Here is a 25,207-nt window from a genome sequence, read left to right on the forward strand (position 1 = left end):
CCTTAAAGGATGATACACTTTTATGAATTATCCTCAGCTGTCTATTATTCCGAAGCTTTTGCTTTTTCAACAACTTCTTCAATTCTTCCAACAAGACGGAAGGCATCCTCAGGAAGATCGTCGTACTTTCCTGCGAGAATTTCTTTAAAGCCTTGAACCGTTTCTTTTACCGGAACATACGAACCAGGCTGGCCAGTAAACTGCTCAGCAACGTGGAAGTTTTGCGATAAGAAGAACTGAATACGACGTGCGCGGGAAACAACTAACTTGTCCTCTTCACTTAACTCATCCATACCAAGGATTGCAATAATATCCTGCAATTCACGATATTTTTGAAGTGTACGTTGTACTTCTACTGCTACTTCATAATGCTCCTGACCAACTACTTCCGGGTCAAGCGCACGGGAAGTTGATGCTAATGGATCCACGGCAGGATAAATACCTTGCTCAGAAAGCTTACGATCTAAGTTAGTCGTTGCGTCTAAGTGGGCAAAAGTAGTTGCCGGTGCCGGATCAGTATAGTCATCGGCAGGAACATAGATTGCTTGAATAGAGGTTACAGAACCTTTATCCGTTGAAGTGATACGTTCCTGTAATTGTCCCATTTCGGTAGCAAGTGTCGGCTGGTAACCAACGGCTGACGGCATACGCCCAAGAAGTGCGGATACCTCAGAACCTGCTTGTGTGAAACGGAAAATGTTATCAATGAACAATAATACGTCCTGACCTTGTTCATCACGGAAATATTCTGCCATTGTAAGACCAGTTAATGCTACACGCATACGTGCACCGGGCGGCTCGTTCATCTGGCCGAATACCATTGCTGTTTTTGCAATAACACCAGAGTCACTCATTTCATAGTAAAGGTCATTTCCTTCACGAGTTCGTTCACCTACACCCGCAAATACGGAAATACCACCATGCTCCTGAGCGATATTGTTGATTAATTCCTGAATTAATACGGTTTTACCTACGCCGGCTCCACCAAACAGACCAATCTTACCACCTTTGATATATGGTGCAAGTAAGTCTACAACCTTAATACCAGTTTCCAAAATTTCAGTTTCTGTAGACAGATTTTCAAATTTTGGAGCTTCACGGTGAATTGGCTCTAAGCGTACATCATTCGGCAGCGGCTCATCTAAGTCAATTTTTTCACCTAAAACGTTAAATACTCGTCCTAATGTAACATCTCCAACCGGTACAGAAATTGGTCGACCTAAATCTTCTACTTCTGCTCCACGCTGGAAACCATCTGTTGAGGACATAGCAATTGTACGAACACTATTATCCCCAAGATGAAGTGCTACTTCCAGCGTTAAATCTTCACCTGGTCTTTCACTGCGTACTATCAGTGCATTGTTTACAGCCGGGAGCTGTCCATCTTCAAATCGTACATCAACGACCGGCCCCATCAGCTGTGTTACGCGTCCTTTCGTCATCTGTTTCCCTCCTGACTTAACTTACCTGAGTGACTATTCAAGTGCTGCTACACCGCCGACAATCTCGGTAATTTCTTGTGTAATAGCTGCTTGACGTGCACGGTTATATGAAAGTTCTAAATCACCAATCAGTTCATTTGCATTATCAGTAGCACTTCGCATTGCTGTCATACTTGCAGCATGCTCACTTGCTTTTCCATCAAGTAATGCACCAAAAATCAAGCTTTCAGCATATTGAGGTAAAAGTACTTCCAGAATTTCTTCCTGATTCGGATCAAATTCATAATCAGACGCAGGAGCTTCCTGTTCACCTAAATCAGCAATTGGTAAAAGCTGTTTGTTTGTAACTACTTGAGAGATTGCACTTACATAATGATTATAAATAATGTGAAGCTCATCAATTTCCTGATCAGCATACATTTGCACTGCTTCAGAAGCAAGGTTTTTCACATCCGCAAATGTTGGATGGTCCGGCATTCCCAATATACTTTGAGAAACCGGAAGTCCGCGCTTACGGCAGAAATCATAACCTTTTCTTCCAATAACAATAATTGTATATTCATCCTTGCTGGAATGTTTTTTCTCAATGTTATTTACAAGACTTTTTAAAATATGACTGTTGTAAGCTCCAACCAAACCACGGTCAGAAGTGATAATTAAATAACCAGTTTTCTTCACTTCCCGTTTAATAAGCATTGGATGCTGTGCATCCGTACTGGAATTCGCAATACTGCTCACGACTTCCTGCAATTTATCCGCATAAGGAACAAATCCACGTGCATTCTGTTCTGCCTTGGACATTTTCGATGCTGATACAAGCTCCATTGCTCCGGTGATTTGTTTTGTTTTTTTCGTTGAGTCAATTCTTCCTTTTAAATCTCTAAGTGATGCCAAGCTTTTCACCACACTTTCCTATAAGGAATGCGGACCGAAGATTTTCGTTTCGGTCCTTTTTACTTCTCTATTATAGACATCTTATTGATTAGATGGTAAGAATGTTTTCTTGAAGCTTTCGATTGCTCCGCTGAATTCTTTTTCATCCGGCAGGTTGCCTGTTTCACGAATTGTTGTGAAAATATCATTTTGATTATGCTCAATCCAGATATTCATTTCTTCTTCAAAGCGTAAAATATCTTCAACAGGAATATCATCTAAGAATCCTCTTGTTAATGCATAAATAATTGCAACCTGTTTTTCAACGCTCATTGGTTTATGAAGACCCTGCTTCAATACTTCAACAGTGCGTTGACCACGATTAAGCTTTGCCTGAGTAGCTTTATCCAAATCAGAACCGAATTGCGAGAATGCCTCCAATTCACGGAAGGAAGCTAAGTCAAGACGTAATGTCCCGGCAACTTTTTTCATGGCTTTAATTTGTGCGGATCCACCTACACGAGATACGGATAAACCTGCGTTAATCGCCGGACGTACCCCTGAGAAGAATAAGTCGGATTGTAAGAAAATCTGACCATCTGTAATAGAGATAACGTTTGTAGGGATATACGCTGCGATATCGCCTGCCTGTGTTTCAACAAAAGGTAATGCAGTTAAAGAACCGCCGCCTCTTGCATCACTCAGCTTAGCTGCACGCTCTAATAAGCGTGAATGCAGATAGAATACGTCTCCCGGGAATGCTTCACGGCCTGGCGGGCGGCGTAATAGCAAGGAAAGTTCACGATAAGCTACTGCCTGCTTAGATAAATCATCATATACAACAAGAACATGCTTCCCGTTATACATGAACTCCTCACCCATCGCTACACCTGCATAAGGTGATAAGTATAGTAATGGAGCCGGATCAGATGCACCTGCAGTTACAACAATCGTGTAATCTAACGCACCATGTTTACGGAATGTTTCTACTGTAGCACGGACGGTAGATTCTTTTTGGCCAATTGCCACATAAATACAAATCATATCCTGGTCAGCCTGATTCAAAATGGTGTCAACGGCAACAGTTGTTTTACCTGTTTGACGGTCACCAATAATCAACTCACGCTGTCCACGTCCAATTGGCACAAGTGCATCAATTGCTTTAATACCTGTCTGTAATGGCTCATCAACGGATTTACGATCCATTACACCTGGTGCCTGCGCTTCGATTGGGCGGGTTTTGGATGTTTCAATTGCTCCTCTTCCGTCAATTGGCTGACCAAGAGGGTTGACTACACGTCCTAAAAGCTCCTCCCCAACCGGTACTTGCATAATACGACCTGTGCGACGAACTTCGTCACCTTCTTTAATATCCTGGTAAGGCCCAAGAATAACGATACCAACATTGCTTTCCTCTAAGTTCTGAGCTAAGCCCATTACTCCATTAGAAAACTCCAGCAGCTCTCCGGCCATTGCATTATCAAGTCCGTGTGCACGTGCAATACCGTCTCCAACTTCAATAACTGTTCCAACATCAGTAACTTCTATGTCTGAATCAAAATTTTCAATTTGCTTTTTTATCAGCGTACTAATTTCTTCAGCATTAATGCTCATACCATTTCACCCCTATCATCAATTATTAGCAGACACAATACTACGGGAGATTCGATTTAGCTTACCCTTAACCGTACCATCATAAATCGTATTTCCAACTCTGATTTTTACTCCGCCAAGAATGGACGGGTCGACGATATTGTTAAGCTGAACTGCGCTTTTTCCCAAACGGACAGCAAAAGAGCGTTCTAATTGACTCTTTTCTTCATCCGATAAACTTCTTGTCGAATAAACTGTAGCATCTGCCATTCCTTTTGCATCATTTACTAAAGAAATGTATTCGTCGATAATGGTTGGAATGATCGATGTTCTATGGCGATCCACCAGTAATTGAAGTGTATTCAAAACGGTCTTGTCCAACCCTTGGAATGCTTCAACTACAAGCTGTTTCTTTTTTGCATTATCAATCTTTGGATGCGTCAGGAATTTAGCTAATTTCTTATCATTTTGAAAAACAGGCTTTACAACTTTTAAATCTGCTGCAAACTGTTCTAATTTTTGCTGTTCTACTCCAAGTCTGAAAAGAGCATCTGCGTATCGTTTTGCAACTACTGCACTACTCATCGCTCTTCTCCTACCTCTTTAATGTATTCGTTGATCAACTTCTCCTGATCCTGCTCGCTTAGTTCTTTCTCAATAACTTTGCTTGCAATTAATACAGATAGAGAGGCCACTTTATCTTGTAATGCTTGAATAGCTCTTTCTTTCTCATTTTGAATATCTGCCTGAGCTGCTTCTTTAATACGCTCTGCTTCTTTTCTTGCAGATTCAATAATTTGTTCTTCCTGCTTGATACCGGCTGATTTTGCATCTTCAATCATTTTTTGAGCTTCTGCTCTTACCTGATTTAATTGCTCAGCTGCATCTTTAGAAGCTTTTTCTGCATCTGCTCTGCTTTTTTCAGCTTCTTCGATTTCATTCGCCACGTATTGCTCACGTTCTTCCATTTTATTCATTAATGGACCCCAGGCGAATTTCTTCACCAATGCAAGGAGTACAATAAAGAAAAATAGCTGAACCAGCATATCCGGCCAACGTAATCCGCCGACACTTGCACCAACTGTTAATAAATCAATATATGAATGCACGAACTCCACTCCTTCCGCTAAGACATCATCATAGAATAGAACTGGTTCTATTCTGTATGTTACACACGAAAACTTGTACTAGTTGTTTTTTGTAAAATGTTTATCCTGCATAAAGGAATGGCGAAGATTCTCCCCTAAGATGAACTTCGCCATTATATTTTAGAAAATGCGGTTTATTGGAAAATTGCCATAAACGCGATAACCGCTGCGATAATTGGAATCGCCTCAACTAGTGCTACCCCGATAAACATAGTACCTTGTAGCGGACCTCTTAATTCTGGCTGACGTGCAATTCCCTCTACTGTTTTACTTACGATCATACCGTTACCAAGACCAGCACCTAATGCTGCTAATCCTATTGCGATTGCTGCTGCTAAAGCTCCCATAAATAATTTCCTCCTTTTTATGTGTAAAAAATAAATTATTGCTTTATTTAATGGTCTGAGCTCACTTTATGAGACATGTACACCATTGTTAACATGACGAATACATATGACTGAATACCGCCGATAAACACACTGAATCCTTGCCATGCCAGCATTGGAATGGCAGCTCCAAAAAATCCGAATATACTTGATGTTGCTAAACCTACCAGGAGTCCTAATAAAATTTCTCCAGCGTAAATGTTACCGAATAGACGAAGACCCAACGTTAATGTATTTGTGAATTCTTCGACAATTTTAAATGGCAACATAAGCGGTACTGGACTTACATATGTTTTAAAGTAAGCTTTTGTACCCTGAACTTTTATACCGTAGTAGTGTGTCAACACGATGATCATTGCTGACAGCGTTAATGTCATAACAGCATCTGCTGTCGGTGACTTCCACCACAGGGTATGCCCGACTGTTCCAACAGTGGCTACCCCAATAAGGTTACTTACTAAGATATAAAAGATAAGTGTTAATCCAAGTGGAAGAAATACTCTTCCTGTTTTCCAATCCATATTGTCTTTTATAATGCCTCGTACAAACTCTACTGCCCACTCCATAAAGTTTTGCATCCCTTTAGGCTTCATTTGTAATTTTCTGCTTCCCCATACACAAAAAACAAATACAATAAGTGACACAATAAAAGTCATTAATAGATTTGAAAGATTTAAATCCGCACCTGGTATCCCAAAAATATCATGAACTATTGGATTATCGTGATCCAAAATTATCACCCCTTTACCAAGAACTATTTGTAAGTAAAATGGAATACTGGAGGATTAGTCTTCTTTCTGGTTACGCATAGTAATCTGATAGACAATAAAATCTATCATCATAATCAAGTAAGAAGAAACAATCCCAATAATTACAGCATATAGATGAAAATACTCCTCAAAACGCATGGCGATGACAACTGCCAAAACTGCCGCAGCCATTCTGGAGAATGTACCTAGCCCACTCCTCGATTTCCTGCCTGCCGCAATCGTTTCGCCGAGTTTTTCCGACTTGTATTGCAGTAACCACAAGTTATAAAGACTAATACTACTACCTAAGATTAATCCGAGAAAAATTCGGGTATAGGGTAGAAATCCAGCGCAAAGTACCAAGATTGCTAACCAGTAAAGCATCCATTTTCGTTGACGTGTAACCATACTATCAAAATTAGACATCATTGCTGTTTCACTCCTAATGCTGCCCGTCAACTAGATACACTACTGCGATAGAACATAGGTTTGCATCCGTTTTCAATCAAGTTGGGGAATTTCTTGCTAGGCAATACTACTTGTAGTCTTAGATGCGGAGGTGTTACATACTATTTGCATCTATGTATAGAAGGCAGAGAAATGCTGTTTAGCATCCTTTAGAAAGCGTCTTAATTTCACATGGGCTCTACCTGCTCTCCCTTTTTCTCCACACTAAATAAGTTTACAATACGCCTGTAACAGTTGTCAATGTGTATAACGCAATATACGAGGTATTTCTTAAACCGTAATAAATTGCTTCAAATCAACCTTTATACTTATTAAAATAAGCACTTGTGAACCCCATTTCCGGCAAATGGATTCACAAATGCTTTTTGTTCAATTTGACAGTTTTGTGAACATGTCTTTTCAACTATAAAAAATGTCGAATTCTGGTTTATTTTATTGTATAAAAATCAGGGTCTCTACCTGTTCAAATTCTCCGTTCTCAAGCTCAGCAGTAATTAATGCGAGGTAATATCCGGGTGCTCCGGCCTCTTCTTTACTGAGAACTCCTTCATGCATCCCTTTTTCAAGCTCTGCTTCCTTCAGCAGCTTCCGTTCAAATACGAAAGTCTCCGGCTGGTACAGGTTGATTTCCAGACTCTTCACTGGTTCTGTTAAGTAATATTGATATTTATAGTTTTCTTGTTCGAAGGGTTCCAGGTAAAATTCAAAGCCTGCTGTCTTTGGCTGATCGGCCTCCTGGTTTACAATAATGTATGGCAGATCATAGTTTTTCTCAGCCTCTCTAAGTGTCAGCCATCCTTCATGAACACCTTCTTCTAAACGGTCCCGGTTCATGGACAGCTTCAATGTTATTTCTTTTTGCTCCTTAGGCTGGACGGTGAAGCTCTGTGGAAGACCCCACACTAAACCGTCTTTTCGTTCCGGCGTCTCAAAATAATATGTTTGTTCTTTCTCCGTTTTGTTTTCTATTGTTACTTTTTCCGTAAACTCTTCCTGATAGCGGCTCAACTTGCCAAACTCCAATTGCGGGTCATAGATAATTGCAGAAGTATCTATCGCAGCTTCAAGCTGCAGCAACCCCATTCCCTGAGTTGTTGCATTTAAGCGGTGCTCTTTTTCTTCAAAAGGCTGTGCAGTTGTTTTTAGAGCACCAATCAGCTGCTTGTCGGTCCAGTTTGGATGTGCTTCTTTTAAAACCGCAAAGGCTCCTGCCACGTGAGGAGCAGCCATGCTGGTTCCATCCATTGCCTGGTATCCTCCTGGAACAGTACTCCAAACAGCAGCCCCGGGCGCTGAGATATCCGGTTTAATAGCCCATTGGACGGCAACCGGCCCCCTGGAGCTAAAAGGAGCAATCGTTAGTAAATTGTCTTTTTGAGCAGCATCGATAAAATAAGTACTTTGATTGATTTGCGACTCCAGCCATTCCCCTTCTTCCTTTTGAATAGAGGCAACCGGAATATTTACAGGCTGCCGGTTATTCTGAACAGAAGCCTGGAGCGGTCCAGGCTCCGAATTATAAATAATTAAAGCCTCTGCTCCCATACTTTCGGCTTGAAGAGCCAATTCAAAGAAGGGTATTTCCTTACGTCTGGTAAGAGCAATTTTTCCGTGCATGGATTGTCCCTGTTCCATATTATCCATATCTTCCAGCTGGTAAGAACGATTCAGCTCCCACGCAGGGGCTCCTACCGCTTCTACTAAGGAAATTTCCTTTTTTTCAAATGTATCAATAAGCACAGGATTTTTCTGTGGTGTGGTGGATGCTCCTACGGATACAGACCGGTCTGCTGTTGCCGGTGATCCGACTGTCCATGCATCTGGGCCGCTGTTTCCATTGGCAATCACAACAATAATCCCAAGCTCACTGGCACGATTAACAGCAATACTTGTCGGGTAATCAGGAACATTTACGTCATTTCCTAATGAAAGGTTTATAATATCAACCTCATCTTCTATCGCTTTTTCCATAGCAGCTAATACTTGAACCGTAGAGCCTGTTCCCCCTGGTCCTAATGCACGATATGCGTAGATTTCTGCATCAGGAGCTACACCTTTCATATCCCCATCACCCGCAATAATCCCTGCAACATGCGTTCCGTGTGAGGTGGCAGGCCCTTCCTCCGGTGTCGTTTCCATCGGCTCATCATCAAAATCAACAAGATCATAGCCGCCCTGATAATTTTTCTCTAAATCCGGATGATTATAATCAATTCCTGTATCAATAATGCCAACCTTAACTCCCTTACCAGTGTAAGATGTTTCATTCAAATCATAGGCTTTAGATTTGGAAGGATCCATCTTTTCAATCACATCAGCATTATCAGCTTGGAAAGGCAGGGCTTGATAAGTTTGATTCTGATGAAATGCCTTAATCTGTTCTATCGAACCCAGTCCGGCTAATTGTTCTGCTTTCCCTTCCACGGCCAGCCCCTTAAAAACAATATCGTAAACAGCTACCACTTCCACAAATGGATGATAAGCTTCTATTTCTTCTTTTACTTTATTAGGGTCGCCTTCCACTTCTATAATGAGTGTTTGCTTGAGCTCTTCGGCATGCGTATCATTATCAATCTGCATCTGCGTTAAAATCAAGCAGACAGCAAAAAAGCATATCATCTTTTTCCACATAACATCTCCACCTCTGTAGAGTAGTTTTCGTGAATAGATGTTATTTTATGCAAATTTTTAAACCTTTAAAGTTATACACAACGTGCTTAGAGGATATTTTCTAATGTTTATCCACGGGAACTGAAGCTGTGATTTTCTGCTGGATATAAAAACAGACTGAATACTATTATCCAGTCTGTTTTTCGTTCTGTTATTTAGTTCCAAATAAACGGTCTCCCGCATCTCCAAGACCAGGAATAATATAACCATGGTCATCAAGCCGTTCATCTAATGCTGCTAAGTAAATATCCACGTCCGGATGTTCTTCCTGTACTGCTTTCACGCCTTCTGGAGCGGCAATCAGGCACATCAAACGAATGTTTTTAGCACCGCGTTTTTTCAAAGCACCAATTGCATCATTTGCTGATCCGCCTGTTGCGAGCATTGGATCAATTACGATAAGCTCACGTTCTTCAATATCATTCGGTAATTTGACGTAGTATTCTACCGGCTTCAACGTTTCTGGATCACGGTATAAGCCTACATGTCCAACTTTTGCCGCCGGGATCAATTTCCGCACACCATCTACCATTCCTAAGCCTGCACGAAGAATAGGTACCAGTCCAAGCTTTTTACCAGCCAATACTTTTGATTTTGATGTAGTTACAGGTGTTTCCACTTCTACATCAGATGTTGGTAAGTCTCTTGTAATTTCAAATGCCATTAGCATTGCAACTTCATCCACAAGCTCGCGAAATTCTTTTGTTCCTGTATTTTTATCACGAATATACGTTAATTTATGTTGAATTAACGGATGATCAAATACAAATACATTACTCATGCCGATCACTCCCTAAAATTATATATCGTTCAAATTGTACTGAAAATCATGTATGCTTTCAAGTAATCTTTGTGGTTATATTAATAATAGTTTATTTCAGAAATTTTAATTTCCTTTTTATTATCGCTTTGATTTGTTGAGAAATCAAGTTGGTTTTATATTTATTCTTTTATATGTAATGGGTACTAATGGAAGTCTAGCAGCGGCCGCTCCAGAAAAACACTACGCATTCCCACAGGAATCTCCGTGTTTTTCTGGAGCTAGTTAGAATTTCTTATGAAAAATTAAAAATATAATTTAACCACTCAATTTATATAGTCAGACTCAAAAAAAGCAAAAAATTAAATATAGAAATAAAAAATCTGCGGAGTAGTTGTGGACTACTCTGCAGATTTTTGAGTTTTATTTAAAATAATAATCTATTATCCACAATGGGGATAATTTATTTATAGAGTGGGAATTTTTCTGTTAGTGCTTGTACGCGTTGTTTGGCTTCTTTTAGTTTTGCTTCGTCTTCGTAATTTTTTAATGTAAGTGAGATGATTTCTGCTATTTCTTTCATTTCTTCAATGCCGAATCCGCGTGTTGTTACTGCTGCGGTTCCGATGCGGACCCCGCTTGTTACAAATGGGCTTTCGGTATCAAATGGAATTGTATTTTTGTTTGTTGTTACGCCAACATCATCTAGAGCTTTTTCTGCTACTTTTCCTGTAAGGTTCAATGGTGTAACGTCTAATAATAACAAATGGTTGTCTGTTCCGCCTGAAACAATGCGGATGCCTTCTTTTTGCAATGCTTCGCCAAGTGCTTTTGCATTGTCGATAATGTTTCCGGAATATGCTTTAAAATCATCAGATAAGACTTCCTTAAAGGAAACAGCTTTTGCTGCAATGATATGCATTAAAGGCCCGCCCTGAATTCCCGGGAAGATCGCTTTATCAATTTTTTTCGCATATTCTTCTTTACAAAGAATCATACCTCCACGTGGTCCGCGCAATGTTTTATGCGTTGTTGTTGTGACAAAATCAGCATGCGGAACCGGATTTTCATGATGACCTGTAGCAACCAACCCGGCAATGTGTGCCATGTCAACCATCAGATAAGCACCGACAGCATCTGCAATTTCCCTAAACTTTTTAAAATCGATGCTTCGTGAATAGGCACTTGCACCGGCAACAATCAATTTCGGTTTTACTTCTTTTGCTTTTTCCAAAACAGCGTCATAATCCAGCTGTTCTGTCTCTTTATCCACACCATAGTCAACAAAATTGTACAAACCGCCACTGAAGTTAACCGGGCTTCCATGTGTTAAATGTCCGCCGTGGTTCAAATTCATTCCCAATACCGTATCTCCCGGCTCAAGAAAAGTAAAATAAACTGCCATATTCGCCTGAGAACCGGAATGAGGCTGTACATTGGCATGATCTGCGCCGAATATTTCCTTGGCACGTTCTCTTGCAAGGTCCTCTACAATATCAACATACTCACAACCGCCATAATAGCGCTTATCCGGGTAACCTTCAGCATATTTATTTGTAAGTATGGAGCCCATTGCATCCATAACTGCTCTGGATACAAAGTTTTCTGAAGCAATCAGCTCAATTTTATCCTGCTGACGCTCTTTCTCCTGTAACATTGCCTGAAAAACTTCATTATCTGCTTGTTTTACATATTCCATCATTAGTGTACAGCCTCCTATGTAAGGTAAAGTGTGAAAGAATTATTATTTGTTGTCCAAACTGAGGGGAAAGGAATAAAGAATCCAATCTGTTATCTAGATGGATTCTCTCCGTAAAATGCCCGGTGCCCGCCTATAAGCTTCGGACGAGTCCTTGCAGCGCGGACTCTGGCATGGCCAATCGTACGCTGCTTTAGCTTGAGCGGAACGGCTACCGGTTTCAAGTGCATTCCAATCATTGTTTCACCAATGTCTATCCCGGCATGTGCGCTTGTATTTTCAACAACAGCAGGATTTTCCATTTGCTGATAAGCATAGCTCGCCATCGAACCTCCTGCTTTTGGAACAGGCACGACGGCTACCTCCTCTAAACCATACTGTACTGCTGTCCGTCTCTCTACGACAAGAGACCGGTTCAAGTGTTCACAGCATTGAAAAGCAAGATGGACACCTGTTTGTTTTTGAAGCTTTGTCATCTGCTCATAAATTGTTTTTGCAATTTCTGTACTTCCGCTTGTTCCGATGGGCTCGCCGGCCACTTCACTTGTCGAACAGCCGATGACAACAATCTCATCTTCCCGCAGACAGTCCAGCGCCAGCCATTCGTCAATAACCAGCTTCAGGTCTTTGATTATCATAAATGACACACACCTTTACAGTCATTCATTCCATTCCTCCGTTTGACACAGCAAATAATAGAATCATTTATAGCATACCATGATTTTTTAAAAATTACGATACATCTTGATGACTGGTTTCTTCTAAAGATTCCTTATTGGTATTTAAAGGCTGTATAGGGGTAACACTGGCAGATTCAGCCACCTGCTTCACTCTAAATTGTTTAATCTGTTCTCTCAAAGCTCCTGCATGCTCCTCCATTTCACGAGCCAATTGATCTACTTGTTCCATTGTTACAACCTGCTCCTGAATTGCGGCATTAACCTCTTGTGTTCCAGCAGATGTCTCTTCGGCAATCGCCGCTACTTCCTGAGACTGGTTTGCTGTATTTTGAATCGACTGCAGCTGCTGTTCCACTAATCTATAAATTGTATCAATCTGTGTAGCTGTTTCCGTTACAGTACTGCCCATTTTAGCAATGGTACGGTTTGTATTTTCTCCACGGTCCACTTCCTCGCGAGCAGACTTCACATTCGTATTAATTTTTGTTGCCACCTGCTTTACATCATCCTGGATAGAAAGCAAGAGTGTTGAGATATCGTTAACTGCTTTCCCGCTTTGATCAGCCAGCTTTCTTACTTCTTCAGCAACAACAGCAAAGCCTTTTCCGTGTTCACCTGCCCGGGCAGCTTCAATAGAGGCATTTAAAGCTAATAAGTTGGTCTGTTCTGCAATTTCGCCAACTAAGGTAATAATTCCTTCAATCTCCATCGTACTCTTGCGTAAGTGATTCACATCTTCTAATGATACTTCCTGTTCCACTGCGATACGCTGAATTCCGTCAACCAGCTGTTTTACGACATTCTGCCCCTCTTCCAGCATATTGATCATGGAGTTAGACTGCTGTTTGGAAACCTCTGCTTTATTCTGTACCTCTTTGGCTAATCCCGTTGCTATTTCAATAGAACCCACCGTTTCCTGCGTGGCACGTGATGAATTCTCTGCTCCATCTGAAATTTCGGTGATAGATTCACCAATCGCTGCGGAATGCTGTGTAGCCCTGTTTGAAGCCTCTTTCAACTGAGTCACTGTCTCATTTGTTTCCTCAAAATGCTGGTCAATATTTGTCACCATTTTATTTAAGCTTTGCAGCATACTGTTTACAGCAACAGACAAGGATTTAATCTCATCATCAGATTTTGGTATTTCTACCTGCAGTTCCAGGTTTCCTTTTGCTGCCTCTCCCGTAATCTGCTCTAATTTCTGCAAAGGCTTCGTAATCCATCTAGCTGCAAAAAACGCAAGGATTCCTGACCAGATTACACCTAACAGTAATGTTACAATAACAAAAAACTGCTGTGATACATTAATCCATGACTGTATATAGTCAAATAAAATATAAATAAAAACTGCACTTGTTGAATACGTGATAAGCGCTAAAAAGGTTGTAAACACAACAAGCTTTAACCTTAAATTAAACCGATATTTATTCCCCATTAAACCTTCCACTCCCCCGATTAAACTTTCTTTCGCTGCCGGTATTTATCATTGATAGTTGTCCGTAAAACTCCACGAAATGAAGTTTCATTTCATAAGCTTAAGCTTCCAGCTCTAAACAGAAAGGAAATATGAATAAAAAGCATCAGCAGAGCATTCAAAACTCCCAGTATAAGGTTTTTCCTGAAAATACACCAGTGCCATTATCCTCTTTGAATTACAAATATTTCACGGATTACCATACTTCGAATGTATCACTCAAAGGTATTTACTCTTCAGGAGACAGCCATTGATTCAGACACGTTTCAATCTCCTGCTTCGTTTCCAGGTAATACGCTGCCGGACCGCCAAATGGGTCAGCAATATCCGAATGAACCAGCTGGCTTTTTAAGCAGTGAATCGTTTCAAGCTCTTCATGGCACGCTTCATACAGGAGCTGATTCTGTTTTATCGGATCTACTTCTGCATCCAATTGTTCTAAACAGCGCTTTCTTTTTTCTTCCAATTCTGTATAGACTTTTTCTAATTCACTCCATATTTGTATATCGGCATGTAGTGCAAATTCTTTAAGTGTATATATCTTTTTTCTTTCTTCCGGGTATTTAGCCCAGACCATTTCCTTATGTGAAGCAGTCATTGTCAGGATAAGATCTGCCCACTGAACCAATTCCTGGCTGATCGGGGAAGCTTGATGATTTATTTCAATGCCCTGTCTCCTTAAAACTTCTGTTGTCTGGCTGCTTGCAGGGGCTCCGGGCATGGCTGTAATCCCACAGGATTTCACATGCATTTCTGCCGGTGCACGCTGCTTTAATAATGCTTCTGCCATAGGACTGCGACATGTATTCCCTGTACATACGAAGAGTACATTCATAGGTAAATCCTCCTATCTATTATCATAATTGTTATATAAATAGTAGTTTTCTTTATCATACCATGATTAATTGAAAAAAGCAGAGCACCCTTTTTTACATCCATTGGGCAGAACAGCGCGTTTAAAATAAATTCATTAAGATAACCAACTAAACAAGATTACAAATTTTTTGTAACATTTCTCCTTTCATATCGTCTAATATAAAAATAAGACAAACGATGTCAGAATCCCCGGGGAGGTTTTAGTATGGATAAGGAATTGATTTCGGACTGGTTTGATTATTATGCGAATGATGTTTACCGTTTTTTAATTTATTATATGTCCACGCCAGATGTAGAAGACCTCGTCCAGGAAGTGTTTATGCGGGCGATTGACCGGTATCCATCCTTTAAGGGTGAGTCCAGTCCGAAAACCTGGCTTATCTCTATCGCACGTCATCTGGCAATAGATGAAACGCGCAGGCAAAATCGAAAAGACTGGCGTAAGCTGATTAAGACGCATTCATTTCATACAGAAATATCTCCAGAAGATCAACAAATATCAGAAGAAAGAAAAATTGTTCTGCATCAGGCAATCGAAAAATTAAAAGATGATTACCGATCTGTTGTTATTTTAAGAGGAATTGAGGAATTATCCGTCACAGAAACGGCTCAGGTATTAAAATGGACGGAGTCAAAAGTACGAGTAACGTTTCACAGAGCTTTAAAGGTGCTGAAGTCGGAAGTCAAGGAGGTTCGTTATGAATCATCATGATAAAGATTTTACAAAGGAGTTAACTAAATTGAAAATAAACCGTTCTTTAGATACGGAGAAAAAGGAGAGCATGAAAATGGCTTTAAACAAACACGCTGAGAAAAAACGGGCACAGCAGCAGCGCAAGTCTAAGGTAAAGCACGCATTCATCTGGTTATCCACAGCAGCCGTTATCGTCCTATGCGGCGTATTTATTTTCCAGATTATTAATAATGATTCTTTTACCACTCCTGATAAAGAACAGGAGGATACTGCATCACATCTAGTAAATGATTCAGACATGCAAAAAGGCATGGGAATCGTGGAATCAGAAAAAAGATCGGATAAGGAAGATAGTACATCCGTTTTTTCTATTAAAGAGAACGGAACGGAAACAGATACTATTCTGGTTGAAGGTATGGAGGAAGAGGTAACTGTTTATAACTTCACTATTGAACCATACAATATCCAGTTTCAAATGGAGGAATTTCTTTCTAACTATGAAACAACAGAAGAGGAAGTTCGCTTTTACAGCGGCGCAGAAAATGCAGAAGTTCGTATCCAAGTAGCAGAATCCACTACGATAGAGGATACAATTGCCGATGTACAGGAATCTTACGACCATAAATTTAACAATGCGGAGGACCCCCAGGCATTACCAGCAGACGATAATGCTTATGAAGGAGTTACCCAGCATGTTTCTGATCCGCCTGAAGGATATTACTTGTATCAAATAGATGATAATGTACTTATCATTCAATACGAGTATGATATAGAAGCAGCAGATGGCGTACCGCCGCGCTTGGAATTGCTGCGGAAGTCCATACAATAATAAAGAGCAGCTGACTAAGCCTGTTTCCATTAAAAGGGAACAGGCTCTTTATATTAGAACTCCAAAATACATATAAATACGGAGTATAAGCCTACTTGTACTATTTACCAGTTATCGCTCCGTCCCTCTTTTTATTTATTTCAAAAATAATAGGTTTGGTTTTCATAAATAAAGTGAATCTACATCTTAGTGGCAAAAATAAATCCGAGAAGAATTACATCCGCTATAAATAGACACTTTTCAATATGCACACTATTCGATGAGGCAGAACCAGGATTTACTTCTCATCAAAGGAAGCAATACATTAAAAATATTGCAGAATGCGATTAAATACGGCATCTGCTCATTAAACAAGGAGACATAATATGAAACGAAATCATACGATGATTCAATTTTTTGAGTGGCATGTAGAGGCTGATGGACTCCACTGGAATCGCCTGAAGGAAGCAGCTCCTGAATTAAAAAACAGAGGGATTGATGCGGTTTGGATCCCGCCTGCTACAAAAGGGATGTCTGCTGAAGATACAGGATACGCCCCTTATGATTTATACGACTTGGGAGAATTTGAACAAAAAGGCAGTGCCGCTACAAAATATGGCACTAAAAAGGAATTACTGGATGCAATAAAGGTATGTCATGATCACGACATTCACGTTTATGCCGATGTCGTTATGAATCATAAAGCTGGAGCAGATGATACGGAAATTTTTCAAGTAATTGAAGTCGATCCAAATGACAGAACAAAAGAAGTTTCCGAGTCTTTTGATATTGAGGGGTGGACAAAATTTACATTCCCGAATCGGAATGATAAGTATTCTTCTTTTAAATGGGGATTCGAATATTTTAACGGGACGGATTTTGATGCAATGGAGGATAGAACCGGTGTCTTTCGAATTATCGGTGATAATAAAACCTGGAGTGATGAGGTAGACGATGAATTTAGTAATTATGATTATTTAATGTTTGCTAATATCGATTACAACCATCCGAAAGTGCGGGAAGAAATGATTCACTGGGGCAAATGGCTTGCAGATACGTTACATTGCAATGGTTTCCGTTTGGATGCAATCAAACACATTAATCATGATTTTATTAAAATATTCACAGAACAGATTGCCCAGCATTGTGGAGATGATTTTTATTTCGTTGGTGAGTTCTGGAAGCACGACTTAGAAGCATGTCAGCAATTTTTGGAACAGATTGATTACAAGATCGATTTATTTGATGTAGCTCTGCATGATAAGCTGCATGCAGCTTCTAAATCTGGTAATGATTTTGATCTTACTACGATTTTTGATGATACATTGGTTCAATCATATCCGCTTCAAGCTGTAACCTTTGTCGATAATCATGATACACAGCCTGGTGAGGCGCTTGAATCCTGGGTGGAGGATTGGTTTAAACAAAGTGCGTATGCCCTTATTTTACTGCGTAAAGACGGCTATCCCTGCCTTTTTTACGGCGATTATTTTGGCATCGGCGGAGAAAATCCAATTGATCCGAAACAAGAAGCCATCAATCCTATTCTCTATGCCCGTTACCATAAAGCATATGGTGAACAAGAGGACTATTTTGATCATCCTAATACGATTGGCTGGGTCCGTCTCGGCATACTGGAAATAGAGCGCTCGGGCTGCGCCATCGTCATTTCCAATGGAGATGATGGTGAAAAAAGAATGCGTGTAGGAGATAATCGCACAGGGGAAATTTGGGTTGACTTGACCGGCACAAGAGACGAGCATATTTATATTGAGGAAGATGGATTTGCTACTTTTCCTGTCAATGGAGGCAGTGTCTCAGTATGGGCACTTCCACAGGAGGACGTTGAATCATAAGTAACGCAGACCAATATGTAAGTCAGGTAAAAGCTTACACCTGAATAAATGCTGTTTCTCAGCTGAACAGCATATAAATCCCAAAGCTGCAAAGTATGATACCTCCAAAAATTTCGCTATATGTTCCCAGAAAGCCTTGCAGCCGTCTGCCTAGGAACAGACCAAGCCATGTTAGAATACAGCTTACTATTCCAAAAATCACAAGGGTGATAATGATAGTTACCCCGGAGATACCCAAGCTGAATCCTACTGTAAAGCTGTCGAGGCTGACACTGAATGCGAGCATCCATAATCCCAGGCCAACTGGCTGCCATCTATATTCATCTGATGTATGGAAAGCGGAGAAAAACATATGTGCACCGATAAAGAATAATAGTATTCCCGATGCCACTGCTGTCCATTGTCCAACCTGTTCTGATAAAGCATGTCCAAGCAGCATCCCTACCATCGGAAAAATCATATGAAAGCTGCCAATTACCAGTCCAATAACAGCAATCCGCTTTAACCGCATTTTATTCATCCCTAAGCCTAAGCTGATGGAGAATGCATCCATGCTTAAACCAATTGCAAGTAAAGCCAGTGAAAGTAATTCGGTAGAAAAAAACATCCATACATCCCCCTTTGAAGCATGCTTGTACAATTTATGCTTCACTTGTAGAGAATATGAATGTTTTAGATATATAAGTTGAATTGCAGCTTAGATAATTCACTTTTTATATTACACTGGCTTTTTATTCCTTTATTACACTATCTGCTGCTTTTCGCAAGCGGTTCATTACTGCCTCACCAATTCCTTTTTCCGTAAAAGTTTCACAAATAATTTTATCCACATTCGCCTGCTTAAAGAATCTTAATCCATCATATAAAGAAGAAGCAATTTCCTCTATTGTTCCTCCAAGTCTGTGAATATGCGTATCCTTTGTGAATATTTCAGCTGTTTGATCAGATAAGAGAACGCCGACTCTGCTGCCTGCCTGCTTTTCTTTATCTACGAAATCTTTGAGTTCCTGACCTGAGCCTGGAAATAGATAGAGCGGGACCTCTGGTGCATAATGCTTGTATTTCATTCCTGGAGCTTTCGGGCGGTCCACAGATGATGATGCAAGACCTGGATCTATCATGACAGCACCGGCCTCCAGCTCTAATTGTTCTTTAGTAACTCCTCCGGGGCGTAAAATAATCGGTATTTCCCCTGTACAGTCAATAACAGTCGATTCTAGGCCGACACCAGTTTGTCCGCCATCAATCAGACCGCCAATCCGTCCATTTAAATCATCATACACATGACTTGCATCTGTTGGGCTCGGTTTTCCAGATACATTTGCACTTGGGGCCGCAACCGGTTTTCCTGCTGCCTGGAGTAATGCAAGTGCAACAGGGTGACTGGGAATCCGGACACCAATTGTTGATAAACCCGCTTTTACATTTTGTGCACAGTACTCGTTCGCCGGTAAAATATATGTTAAAGGACCAGGTGAAAAAGCATCAATTAATTTATACACGTAGTCCGGAATAAATGTGACAAGCTCTTTTAATTGCTCTACAGAGGCAACATGAGCGATCAGTGGATTATCCTGCGGCCGCCCTTTCGCTTCAAATATTTTACGGACAGCTGATTCATTGGTAGCATCTGCTCCAAGTCCATATACCGTCTCTGTAGGAAAGGCAACAACATCTCCTGCTCTCAGCATCTCAGCCGCCTCATGGATATCCTTGTCTAATATATTTGTTGAATTTATTTTCCATACTTTCGTGTGCATAACGCTCCCTCTTTTCTACGTATCTATTTTAGTCGATTCATGACTGAAACGCAAAGGAGGGAATATTTCATCATACTTATACACATTATTCACAGTTTTTATCCACAGAATAATCTTTGTTCACATATTGCTACTATTTATACACAACCACCTGTGAATAGTGTGTATAATTTTCTCTTGACAAATAGAAAAGTAGTTCATTGTAGTTATATCAAGCATTTTTTATTTTTACTATACTAGGAAACTTGATATGCCCACCAATTCCCTGTTTTTTCTGAATTTATATTCTTAATTCTGACATCGCTTTCTCTTTTGAACTGTAAAGACTCTAAAAGGATATCCACAACTGGGCTTTGATTATGCACATATACACATTTTATGCCGTTTTTTCGGGAAATTACGAGAACGGACTCGAAAACAATGAATAATTTCTGCACATGCTCCTTATTTAAATATAATTGCTTAAGCCAATAAGTTGATTCATCTACCATCTCCAGATTAAAACAGCCTTCAATACTCCCATCTACTTCTACAACATAGCTTTCTTCCGTTAATTTTTTGCCAAAAAGCCTTTCATTCTTATGAATAAATTCCTCAATCAACTCTATTTTTGCTTCTTTGACTTGGTAGATTTGCATTTTTCCCATCCTCCATTCTTTTAATGTTGAAGAATTAATAGCGATTTACTTACTATATGAATATGCCTCTATCAAATAAACTATGACAACCCCAGCCATTTAAATAAAAAGAATTCTACTTTTACTTCTTCGTCCTCTTCTACCTCTGCTGCATCTTCACTTGCTACAGATGTGCCGTTAAAGAAATCCAGAAAGCATAACGGGGGGAATAATACACACCACCAGTTAGCACCGGAGCCTTCCCCAAGAGTTACTAAAATTGCTTCATATTCGCCTGCCGGATAAAGATAGTTTCCATATAATTTCGCCGGAAAAGATACATTCTCCCCATATTCCAATTCAAAATCCTGATCACTATTTTCTTGTTCCAGTGTATCTCTGACTACTTCTTCCAGTTCCGGAAGCCGATTGTTGATTAATTCTCTGGCTTCTTCAATATCTTCAATATTCTCCACCCATTCCGTAATAACTTTATTCACCTCATCACGGACTTTATGTTTTATATCCTGATCTTTCTCGCTGTCACTATTTGCAAGAATACGTAATCTGATTGCTTCATCCGGGATGACCTGATAGTCGAGCTCTTTACTCTGCAGCTCTTTTGCTGCACTAATTACAGGAATAATCGATAATAATATAAATAAAAGTCCTACTGCCGCCCATAATTTCTTCATTTAAAAAATCTCCCTTCCGCCTATCTATGAGATAGTGTGGACAAGGAGATTTATGCTTATACAAGTTTTATAGAAATATATATTTAAAATCAGGGTATATTTTTATGTCATTTTGGATATGAAAACATCAGTTTAAATGGGTTGCCAATACAATCCTGTCTTTTCCGTTAATGTCCTGTCTGATTTTCACATGACTGTCAGGGAATACCTGCTGAATGTATTCTTTAACAAGCTCGCCTTGTGTATAACCAATTTCAAATGCCAGTAATGTATCTTCTTTTAAAGGCATCTGCTTCACTTGTTCAATTATTCTGTAGTATGCTTCCATTCCATCCTCTTCAGCAAAAAGAGCTAGTTCCGGGTCAAAATTCCGGACTGTATCACTAAGCTCAGAGGCTTCTGATTTTGCAATATAAGGAGGGTTGGAAACAATCACATCAAATGATGTTGTTTCCTTCATAAGCGGAGATAAGAAATTCCCCTGCCAGAAAGAAATTTTAGCATGCAATTGAGCAGCATTCTGCTCAGCAACCTTTAATGCTCTCTCTGAAATATCCGTGGCAAACACCTCTGCATTATCTAATTCTAATGCCAGTGTAACAGCAATAATTCCGCTGCCGGTTCCTATATCAACAATCCGCACAGGCTCTCCCCGCTTAGAAGCAAGATATTCCTTTACTGCCAGGACCAGTTCCTCTGTTTCCGGTCTTGGAATTAATACATCCCTGTTCACTTGAAAGGAGCGGCCGTAAAATTCTTCATATCCAGTCAGATGCTGTACAGGAATTCCTGTTTCCGCATGTTTTTTTATATCTGTTTTAATCTGTATAAGTTTATCTTCCGGAATCGGCTCACGTAAAGAAAGCAGCCATTCCTGTCTGGATAATCCTAAATGGTGCCTGATTAAAATCTCGGCAACCTTTGATTCTCTATTCGCTTCTTCTAAAAAAAGAGAAGCCCAGTTAAGGACTTCATAAATTTTCATTTGGGTCATAGGTTATTCACCAATCTGTTCCAGTTTTTTCGCCTGCTCTTCCATAACAAGCGCATCGATAAATTCATCCAGCTTGCCCTGCATAATCTGGTCCAGCTTTTGAATAGTTAAGCCGATACGATGATCAGTAACACGGTTTTGCGGGTAGTTGTACGTACGGATACGCTCCGAACGGTCTCCTGTCCCAACCGCTGATTTACGGTTTTCATCATATTCTGCCTGCGCCTCCTGCTGGAATTTATCATAAATACGGGCGCGTAAGACCTTCATCGCTTTTTCTTTATTTTTAATCTGTGATTTTTCATCTTGAATCGATACGACAATCCCGGTAGGTTCATGCGTTAAACGCACCGCTGACATGGTTGTATTTACACTTTGACCACCTGGTCCGCTGGAAGCAAATGTATCCACACGGATATCCTTATCATGAACGTCTATCTCCACTTCTTCCGCTTCAGGCAGCACAGCAACCGTTGCAGTGGAGGTATGAATACGTCCGCCAGATTCTGTTTCGGGAACACGCTGGACACGATGTGCACCATTCTCATATTTAAGCTTAGAGAAAACATCTGAACCATTAATCATAAAGATAACCTCTTTATAACCGCCCACACCGGTTGAGCTTGCTTCCATCACGTCAATTTTCCAGCCTTGATTCTCTGCATAACGGGAATACATCCGGTATAAATCACCGGCAAATAAAGCAGCTTCATCTCCACCTGCAGCGCCGCGAATCTCCATAATAACGTTCTTATCATCGTTTGGATCCTTGGGAAGGAGAAGAATCTTCATTTTATCTTCTAATTCTTCTTTTCTGGATGATAATTCAGATACTTCCATTTTTGCCATTTCCAGCATTTCATCATCTGAATCGTCTTCCAGCATTTCTTTCGCGTCTATCAGCTGTGATGTTACTTCTTTATACTCACGGTAAGCCTGGACAACGTCTTCCAGTCCAGACTGCTCTTTCGAATATTCACGTAATTTTTTTGTATCACTGATTACTTCCGGGTCACTTAACATTTCATTTAATTTATTATACCGATCTTCCAGTGTCTGTAAACGATCTAACACAAGAATACACCTCTTTCTCTATAACAGTCTTATTATATTATAAGGGAGCACCCGGGTCAATTGCACGTCTGATTGAATGAGATTATATTACTGCCGGTGAAAGCAAAAATACCTATAGACTCAGGGACCCGTATTATAGGTGGCATGTCTATAGGTATTCTATCTTCGTTTCTTCTCTATTTGATATGTCATACAGCATAAACATAAATTCCTTTCCAGTTCAATATCTTTCTAAAAACGAGGAGCCGCTTTTTACCGTCATTTGAGACTATCCATTATTTCTCAATAATGTTAGGCTCTTTCCGACTGGTATGGAGAACATATAGCTCCCTGCTGAGGTCGTATCGATGAATTTCTTGATATACCTTCATCGCCTCTGGAGAATTAGTAAATTTTTTCAAAGGGGTAATATCAACTAAAATACGTTCACGATGATCATTTGTATGTGCATCAATTGCTTCAATCAAAACCCACTGTTCCGGAAACGCCTGGCACACATCTTCCCACTTCAATTGAGTCACCTCCAGGGTATTTATATTATACCATGAGAAAGCAATGTTATAATATACATCGATTTTAAGTAAATTTGCCGTAAATTTAGTTTTACGGTATTTTTTTGATATTCAATAAAAAAACTGCCGAAACATATAAATTCGGCAGTTTTTGTCTTAAATATTTGTTTGTGTTACTGTCTTGTTTTTTAAATTTACTTCCGGTCGGTTAGGTACTTCATGATGATGACGGCAGCGAGGTTCATAAGATTCGGATGCCCCCACCAAAATAACAGGGTCATCATAGGACGCCGGTTTGCCATCAATCAGCCGCTGCGTTCTGCTCGCGGGTGATCCGCAGATCGGACAGATTGCGTTTAATTTTGTAACGGATTCAGATAAAGCCATTAGCTGTGGTACAGGCTCAAAAGGTACTCCTCTGAAATCCATATCCAGTCCTGCTACAATAACCCGAATATCTCTGTGGACGAGCTCCTCAATCACATCAATGACATTACTATCAAAAAATTGCACCTCATCAATAGCTACAATATCTGCATCGGGCTCTATTTCCTCTAAAATTTCTGCTGCATCCTGGATAGATTTTGCAATTGTCGTTCTCCCATCATGAGAAACAACTGCTGTTTCATCATAACGATTATCTATCGCCGGTTTAAATACACATACATTTAAATGCGCATACGTTGCTCTTCTGACACGTCGTATTAATTCTTCTGATTTTCCGGAAAACATACTTCCGCAAATTAGCTCTACCCAGCCGTTTCTCTTCATCACATGCATTTGGAGAAGCTCCTCTCGCGAATAAATAGGATATATAAGTATATTCAGATTGAAACGCTTTTTAATAAACAGCATCAAAGCAGCTCATTAAAAAGGATATAAATATGTTTTACTCTGTTACTTTATCAAAAATGAAAAATCTTATTTTTCATACTATACCTCAATAAAAAGTAAAAAAACAGGCAAAATTAGACATTTTGCCTGTCCTTTAACATTCAATTCCTTACAAAATCTGCGTTACCCGGCGTATTTCCGGCCAATCAGATAATTAGTTAAGGTTATATTTTTTCTTAAAGCGATCCACACGGCCGCCGACTTTGTCAGCTTTTTGCTTACCAGTGTAGAATGGATGCGAATCAGAGCTGATTTCAACTTTTAGTAGAGGGTATGTGTTACCATCTTCCCACTCAATTGTTTCATCTGATCCTTTAGTTGATCCGCTTAAGAACTTGTAATTCGTGCTAGTATCTAGAAAAACTACTTTTCTGTACTCTGGATGAATATCCTTTTTCATGTTCTTCCACTCCTTTTTGCCCTGAATCCCTTGGAAACAGAGTTATTCTAAGAGCCGTCAGAGATGCAGGTGCATCTTATCTAAA

General features: G+C 40.0%; 26 protein-coding genes. 3 read left to right on the forward strand and 23 right to left on the reverse strand.

Translation table 11 applies throughout. The features are described 5' to 3' along the window. Positions 1-44: 44 nt before the first annotated feature. The 14 genes from atpD to MKY30_RS02845 form a co-directional block, all read right to left on the reverse strand. Complete coding sequence (gene atpD, locus MKY30_RS02780; RefSeq protein ID WP_147212442.1) at positions 45-1,442, reverse strand: F0F1 ATP synthase subunit beta; 1,398 nt, start codon at positions 1,440-1,442, stop codon at positions 45-47. A 33-nt stretch (positions 1,443-1,475) separates the two neighbouring features. Continuing rightward, positions 1,476-2,336, reverse strand: coding sequence for an ATP synthase F1 subunit gamma (gene atpG, locus MKY30_RS02785; RefSeq protein WP_339283265.1), 861 nt, complete (start codon positions 2,334-2,336; stop codon positions 1,476-1,478). An 81-nt stretch (positions 2,337-2,417) separates the two neighbouring features. Beyond that, positions 2,418-3,929, reverse strand: a complete 1,512-nt coding sequence (gene atpA, locus MKY30_RS02790; RefSeq protein ID WP_147212440.1) for a F0F1 ATP synthase subunit alpha — start codon at positions 3,927-3,929, stop codon at positions 2,418-2,420. 18 nt (positions 3,930-3,947) lie between these two features. Further along, positions 3,948-4,493, reverse strand: a complete 546-nt coding sequence (locus tag MKY30_RS02795; protein ID WP_147212439.1) for a F0F1 ATP synthase subunit delta — start codon at positions 4,491-4,493, stop codon at positions 3,948-3,950. Beyond that, positions 4,490-5,017 (reverse strand): F0F1 ATP synthase subunit B, encoded by a 528-nt coding sequence (gene atpF, locus MKY30_RS02800; protein WP_147212438.1) that lies wholly within the window; start codon positions 5,015-5,017, stop codon positions 4,490-4,492. The genes MKY30_RS02795 and atpF overlap by 4 nt, the downstream gene beginning before the upstream one ends. Before the next feature lie 173 nt (positions 5,018-5,190). Continuing rightward, on the reverse strand, positions 5,191-5,403 hold the full coding sequence (atpE, locus tag MKY30_RS02805; RefSeq protein WP_147212437.1) for a F0F1 ATP synthase subunit C: 213 nt from the start codon (positions 5,401-5,403) through the stop codon (positions 5,191-5,193). A gap of 47 nt (positions 5,404-5,450) precedes the next feature. Next, positions 5,451-6,173 carry a F0F1 ATP synthase subunit A gene (gene atpB / locus MKY30_RS02810; protein ID WP_147212436.1) on the reverse strand — a complete coding sequence of 241 codons (723 nt, stop codon included), beginning with the start codon at positions 6,171-6,173 and terminating at the stop codon, positions 5,451-5,453. 54 nt (positions 6,174-6,227) lie between these two features. Continuing rightward, positions 6,228-6,620 (reverse strand): ATP synthase subunit I, encoded by a 393-nt coding sequence (locus MKY30_RS02815; protein ID WP_339283267.1) that lies wholly within the window; start codon positions 6,618-6,620, stop codon positions 6,228-6,230. Positions 6,621-7,091: 471 nt separating this feature from the next. Further along, on the reverse strand, positions 7,092-9,290 hold the full coding sequence (locus MKY30_RS02820) for a S8 family serine peptidase (protein WP_341082762.1): 2,199 nt from the start codon (positions 9,288-9,290) through the stop codon (positions 7,092-7,094). Between the two features lie 190 nt (positions 9,291-9,480). After that, on the reverse strand, positions 9,481-10,110 hold the full coding sequence (upp, locus tag MKY30_RS02825) for a uracil phosphoribosyltransferase (RefSeq protein WP_147212435.1): 630 nt from the start codon (positions 10,108-10,110) through the stop codon (positions 9,481-9,483). Between the two features lie 442 nt (positions 10,111-10,552). After that, complete coding sequence (gene glyA, locus MKY30_RS02830) at positions 10,553-11,788, reverse strand: serine hydroxymethyltransferase (RefSeq protein WP_339286332.1); 1,236 nt, start codon at positions 11,786-11,788, stop codon at positions 10,553-10,555. Positions 11,789-11,880: 92 nt separating this feature from the next. Next, positions 11,881-12,426: a TIGR01440 family protein gene (locus MKY30_RS02835; RefSeq protein WP_341082764.1), complete on the reverse strand. Its 546-nt coding sequence runs from the start codon at positions 12,424-12,426 to the stop codon at positions 11,881-11,883. 94 nt (positions 12,427-12,520) lie between these two features. Further along, positions 12,521-13,903 carry a methyl-accepting chemotaxis protein gene (locus MKY30_RS02840; protein WP_341082765.1) on the reverse strand — a complete coding sequence of 461 codons (1,383 nt, stop codon included), beginning with the start codon at positions 13,901-13,903 and terminating at the stop codon, positions 12,521-12,523. A gap of 268 nt (positions 13,904-14,171) precedes the next feature. Then, positions 14,172-14,777: a low molecular weight protein arginine phosphatase gene (locus MKY30_RS02845; RefSeq protein WP_341082766.1), complete on the reverse strand. Its 606-nt coding sequence runs from the start codon at positions 14,775-14,777 to the stop codon at positions 14,172-14,174. Positions 14,778-15,023: 246 nt separating this feature from the next. Here MKY30_RS02845 and MKY30_RS02850 point away from each other — a divergent pair, with 246 nt between their 5' ends. The 3 genes from MKY30_RS02850 to MKY30_RS02860 all read left to right on the forward strand — a co-directional run bounded on the left by MKY30_RS02850 (position 15,024) and on the right by MKY30_RS02860 (position 18,176). Continuing rightward, entirely contained in the window at positions 15,024-15,530 is a 507-nt protein-coding gene (locus MKY30_RS02850) for an RNA polymerase sigma factor (protein ID WP_341082767.1), read from the forward strand. After that, positions 15,517-16,341, forward strand: a complete 825-nt coding sequence (locus MKY30_RS02855; protein ID WP_341082769.1) for a hypothetical protein — start codon at positions 15,517-15,519, stop codon at positions 16,339-16,341. The genes MKY30_RS02850 and MKY30_RS02855 overlap by 14 nt, the downstream gene beginning before the upstream one ends. Positions 16,342-16,706: 365 nt before the next feature. Continuing rightward, positions 16,707-18,176, forward strand: coding sequence for an alpha-amylase (locus MKY30_RS02860; protein ID WP_341082770.1), 1,470 nt, complete (start codon positions 16,707-16,709; stop codon positions 18,174-18,176). 58 nt (positions 18,177-18,234) lie between these two features. Here the strand turns inward: MKY30_RS02860 and MKY30_RS02865 are convergent, their stop codons facing one another. The 9 genes from MKY30_RS02865 to MKY30_RS02905 form a co-directional block, all read right to left on the reverse strand. Then, entirely contained in the window at positions 18,235-18,783 is a 549-nt protein-coding gene (locus MKY30_RS02865) for a manganese efflux pump MntP (protein WP_147212428.1), read from the reverse strand. 124 nt (positions 18,784-18,907) lie between these two features. Beyond that, positions 18,908-19,936, reverse strand: coding sequence for an L-threonylcarbamoyladenylate synthase (locus MKY30_RS02870; RefSeq protein WP_339283279.1), 1,029 nt, complete (start codon positions 19,934-19,936; stop codon positions 18,908-18,910). Between the two features lie 236 nt (positions 19,937-20,172). After that, positions 20,173-20,574, reverse strand: coding sequence for a hypothetical protein (locus tag MKY30_RS02875; protein ID WP_147212426.1), 402 nt, complete (start codon positions 20,572-20,574; stop codon positions 20,173-20,175). Positions 20,575-20,654: 80 nt separating this feature from the next. Next, a complete protein-coding gene (gene spoIIR / locus MKY30_RS02880) occupies positions 20,655-21,248 on the reverse strand; it encodes a stage II sporulation protein R (RefSeq protein ID WP_147212425.1) in 594 nt (197 codons plus the stop codon). Positions 21,249-21,375: 127 nt separating this feature from the next. Beyond that, on the reverse strand, positions 21,376-22,242 hold the full coding sequence (gene prmC, locus MKY30_RS02885; RefSeq protein ID WP_339283282.1) for a peptide chain release factor N(5)-glutamine methyltransferase: 867 nt from the start codon (positions 22,240-22,242) through the stop codon (positions 21,376-21,378). A 3-nt stretch (positions 22,243-22,245) separates the two neighbouring features. Then, the gene (gene prfA, locus MKY30_RS02890; protein WP_147212423.1) at positions 22,246-23,316 is read right to left on the reverse strand and encodes a peptide chain release factor 1; all 1,071 of its coding nucleotides are present in this window, start codon (positions 23,314-23,316) and stop codon (positions 22,246-22,248) included. A 275-nt stretch (positions 23,317-23,591) separates the two neighbouring features. Then, positions 23,592-23,837 carry a hypothetical protein gene (locus MKY30_RS02895; RefSeq protein WP_339283284.1) on the reverse strand — a complete coding sequence of 82 codons (246 nt, stop codon included), beginning with the start codon at positions 23,835-23,837 and terminating at the stop codon, positions 23,592-23,594. A 147-nt stretch (positions 23,838-23,984) separates the two neighbouring features. After that, positions 23,985-24,608: a thymidine kinase gene (locus MKY30_RS02900; protein ID WP_156985159.1), complete on the reverse strand. Its 624-nt coding sequence runs from the start codon at positions 24,606-24,608 to the stop codon at positions 23,985-23,987. A gap of 268 nt (positions 24,609-24,876) precedes the next feature. Next, on the reverse strand, positions 24,877-25,122 hold the full coding sequence (locus tag MKY30_RS02905; RefSeq protein ID WP_077602262.1) for a type B 50S ribosomal protein L31: 246 nt from the start codon (positions 25,120-25,122) through the stop codon (positions 24,877-24,879). Positions 25,123-25,207: the final 85 nt, after the last annotated feature.

This window comes from Oceanobacillus sp. FSL W8-0428, assembly GCF_038004405.1.
GTDB classification, from domain to species: domain Bacteria; phylum Bacillota; class Bacilli; order Bacillales; family Amphibacillaceae; genus Oceanobacillus; species Oceanobacillus sojae.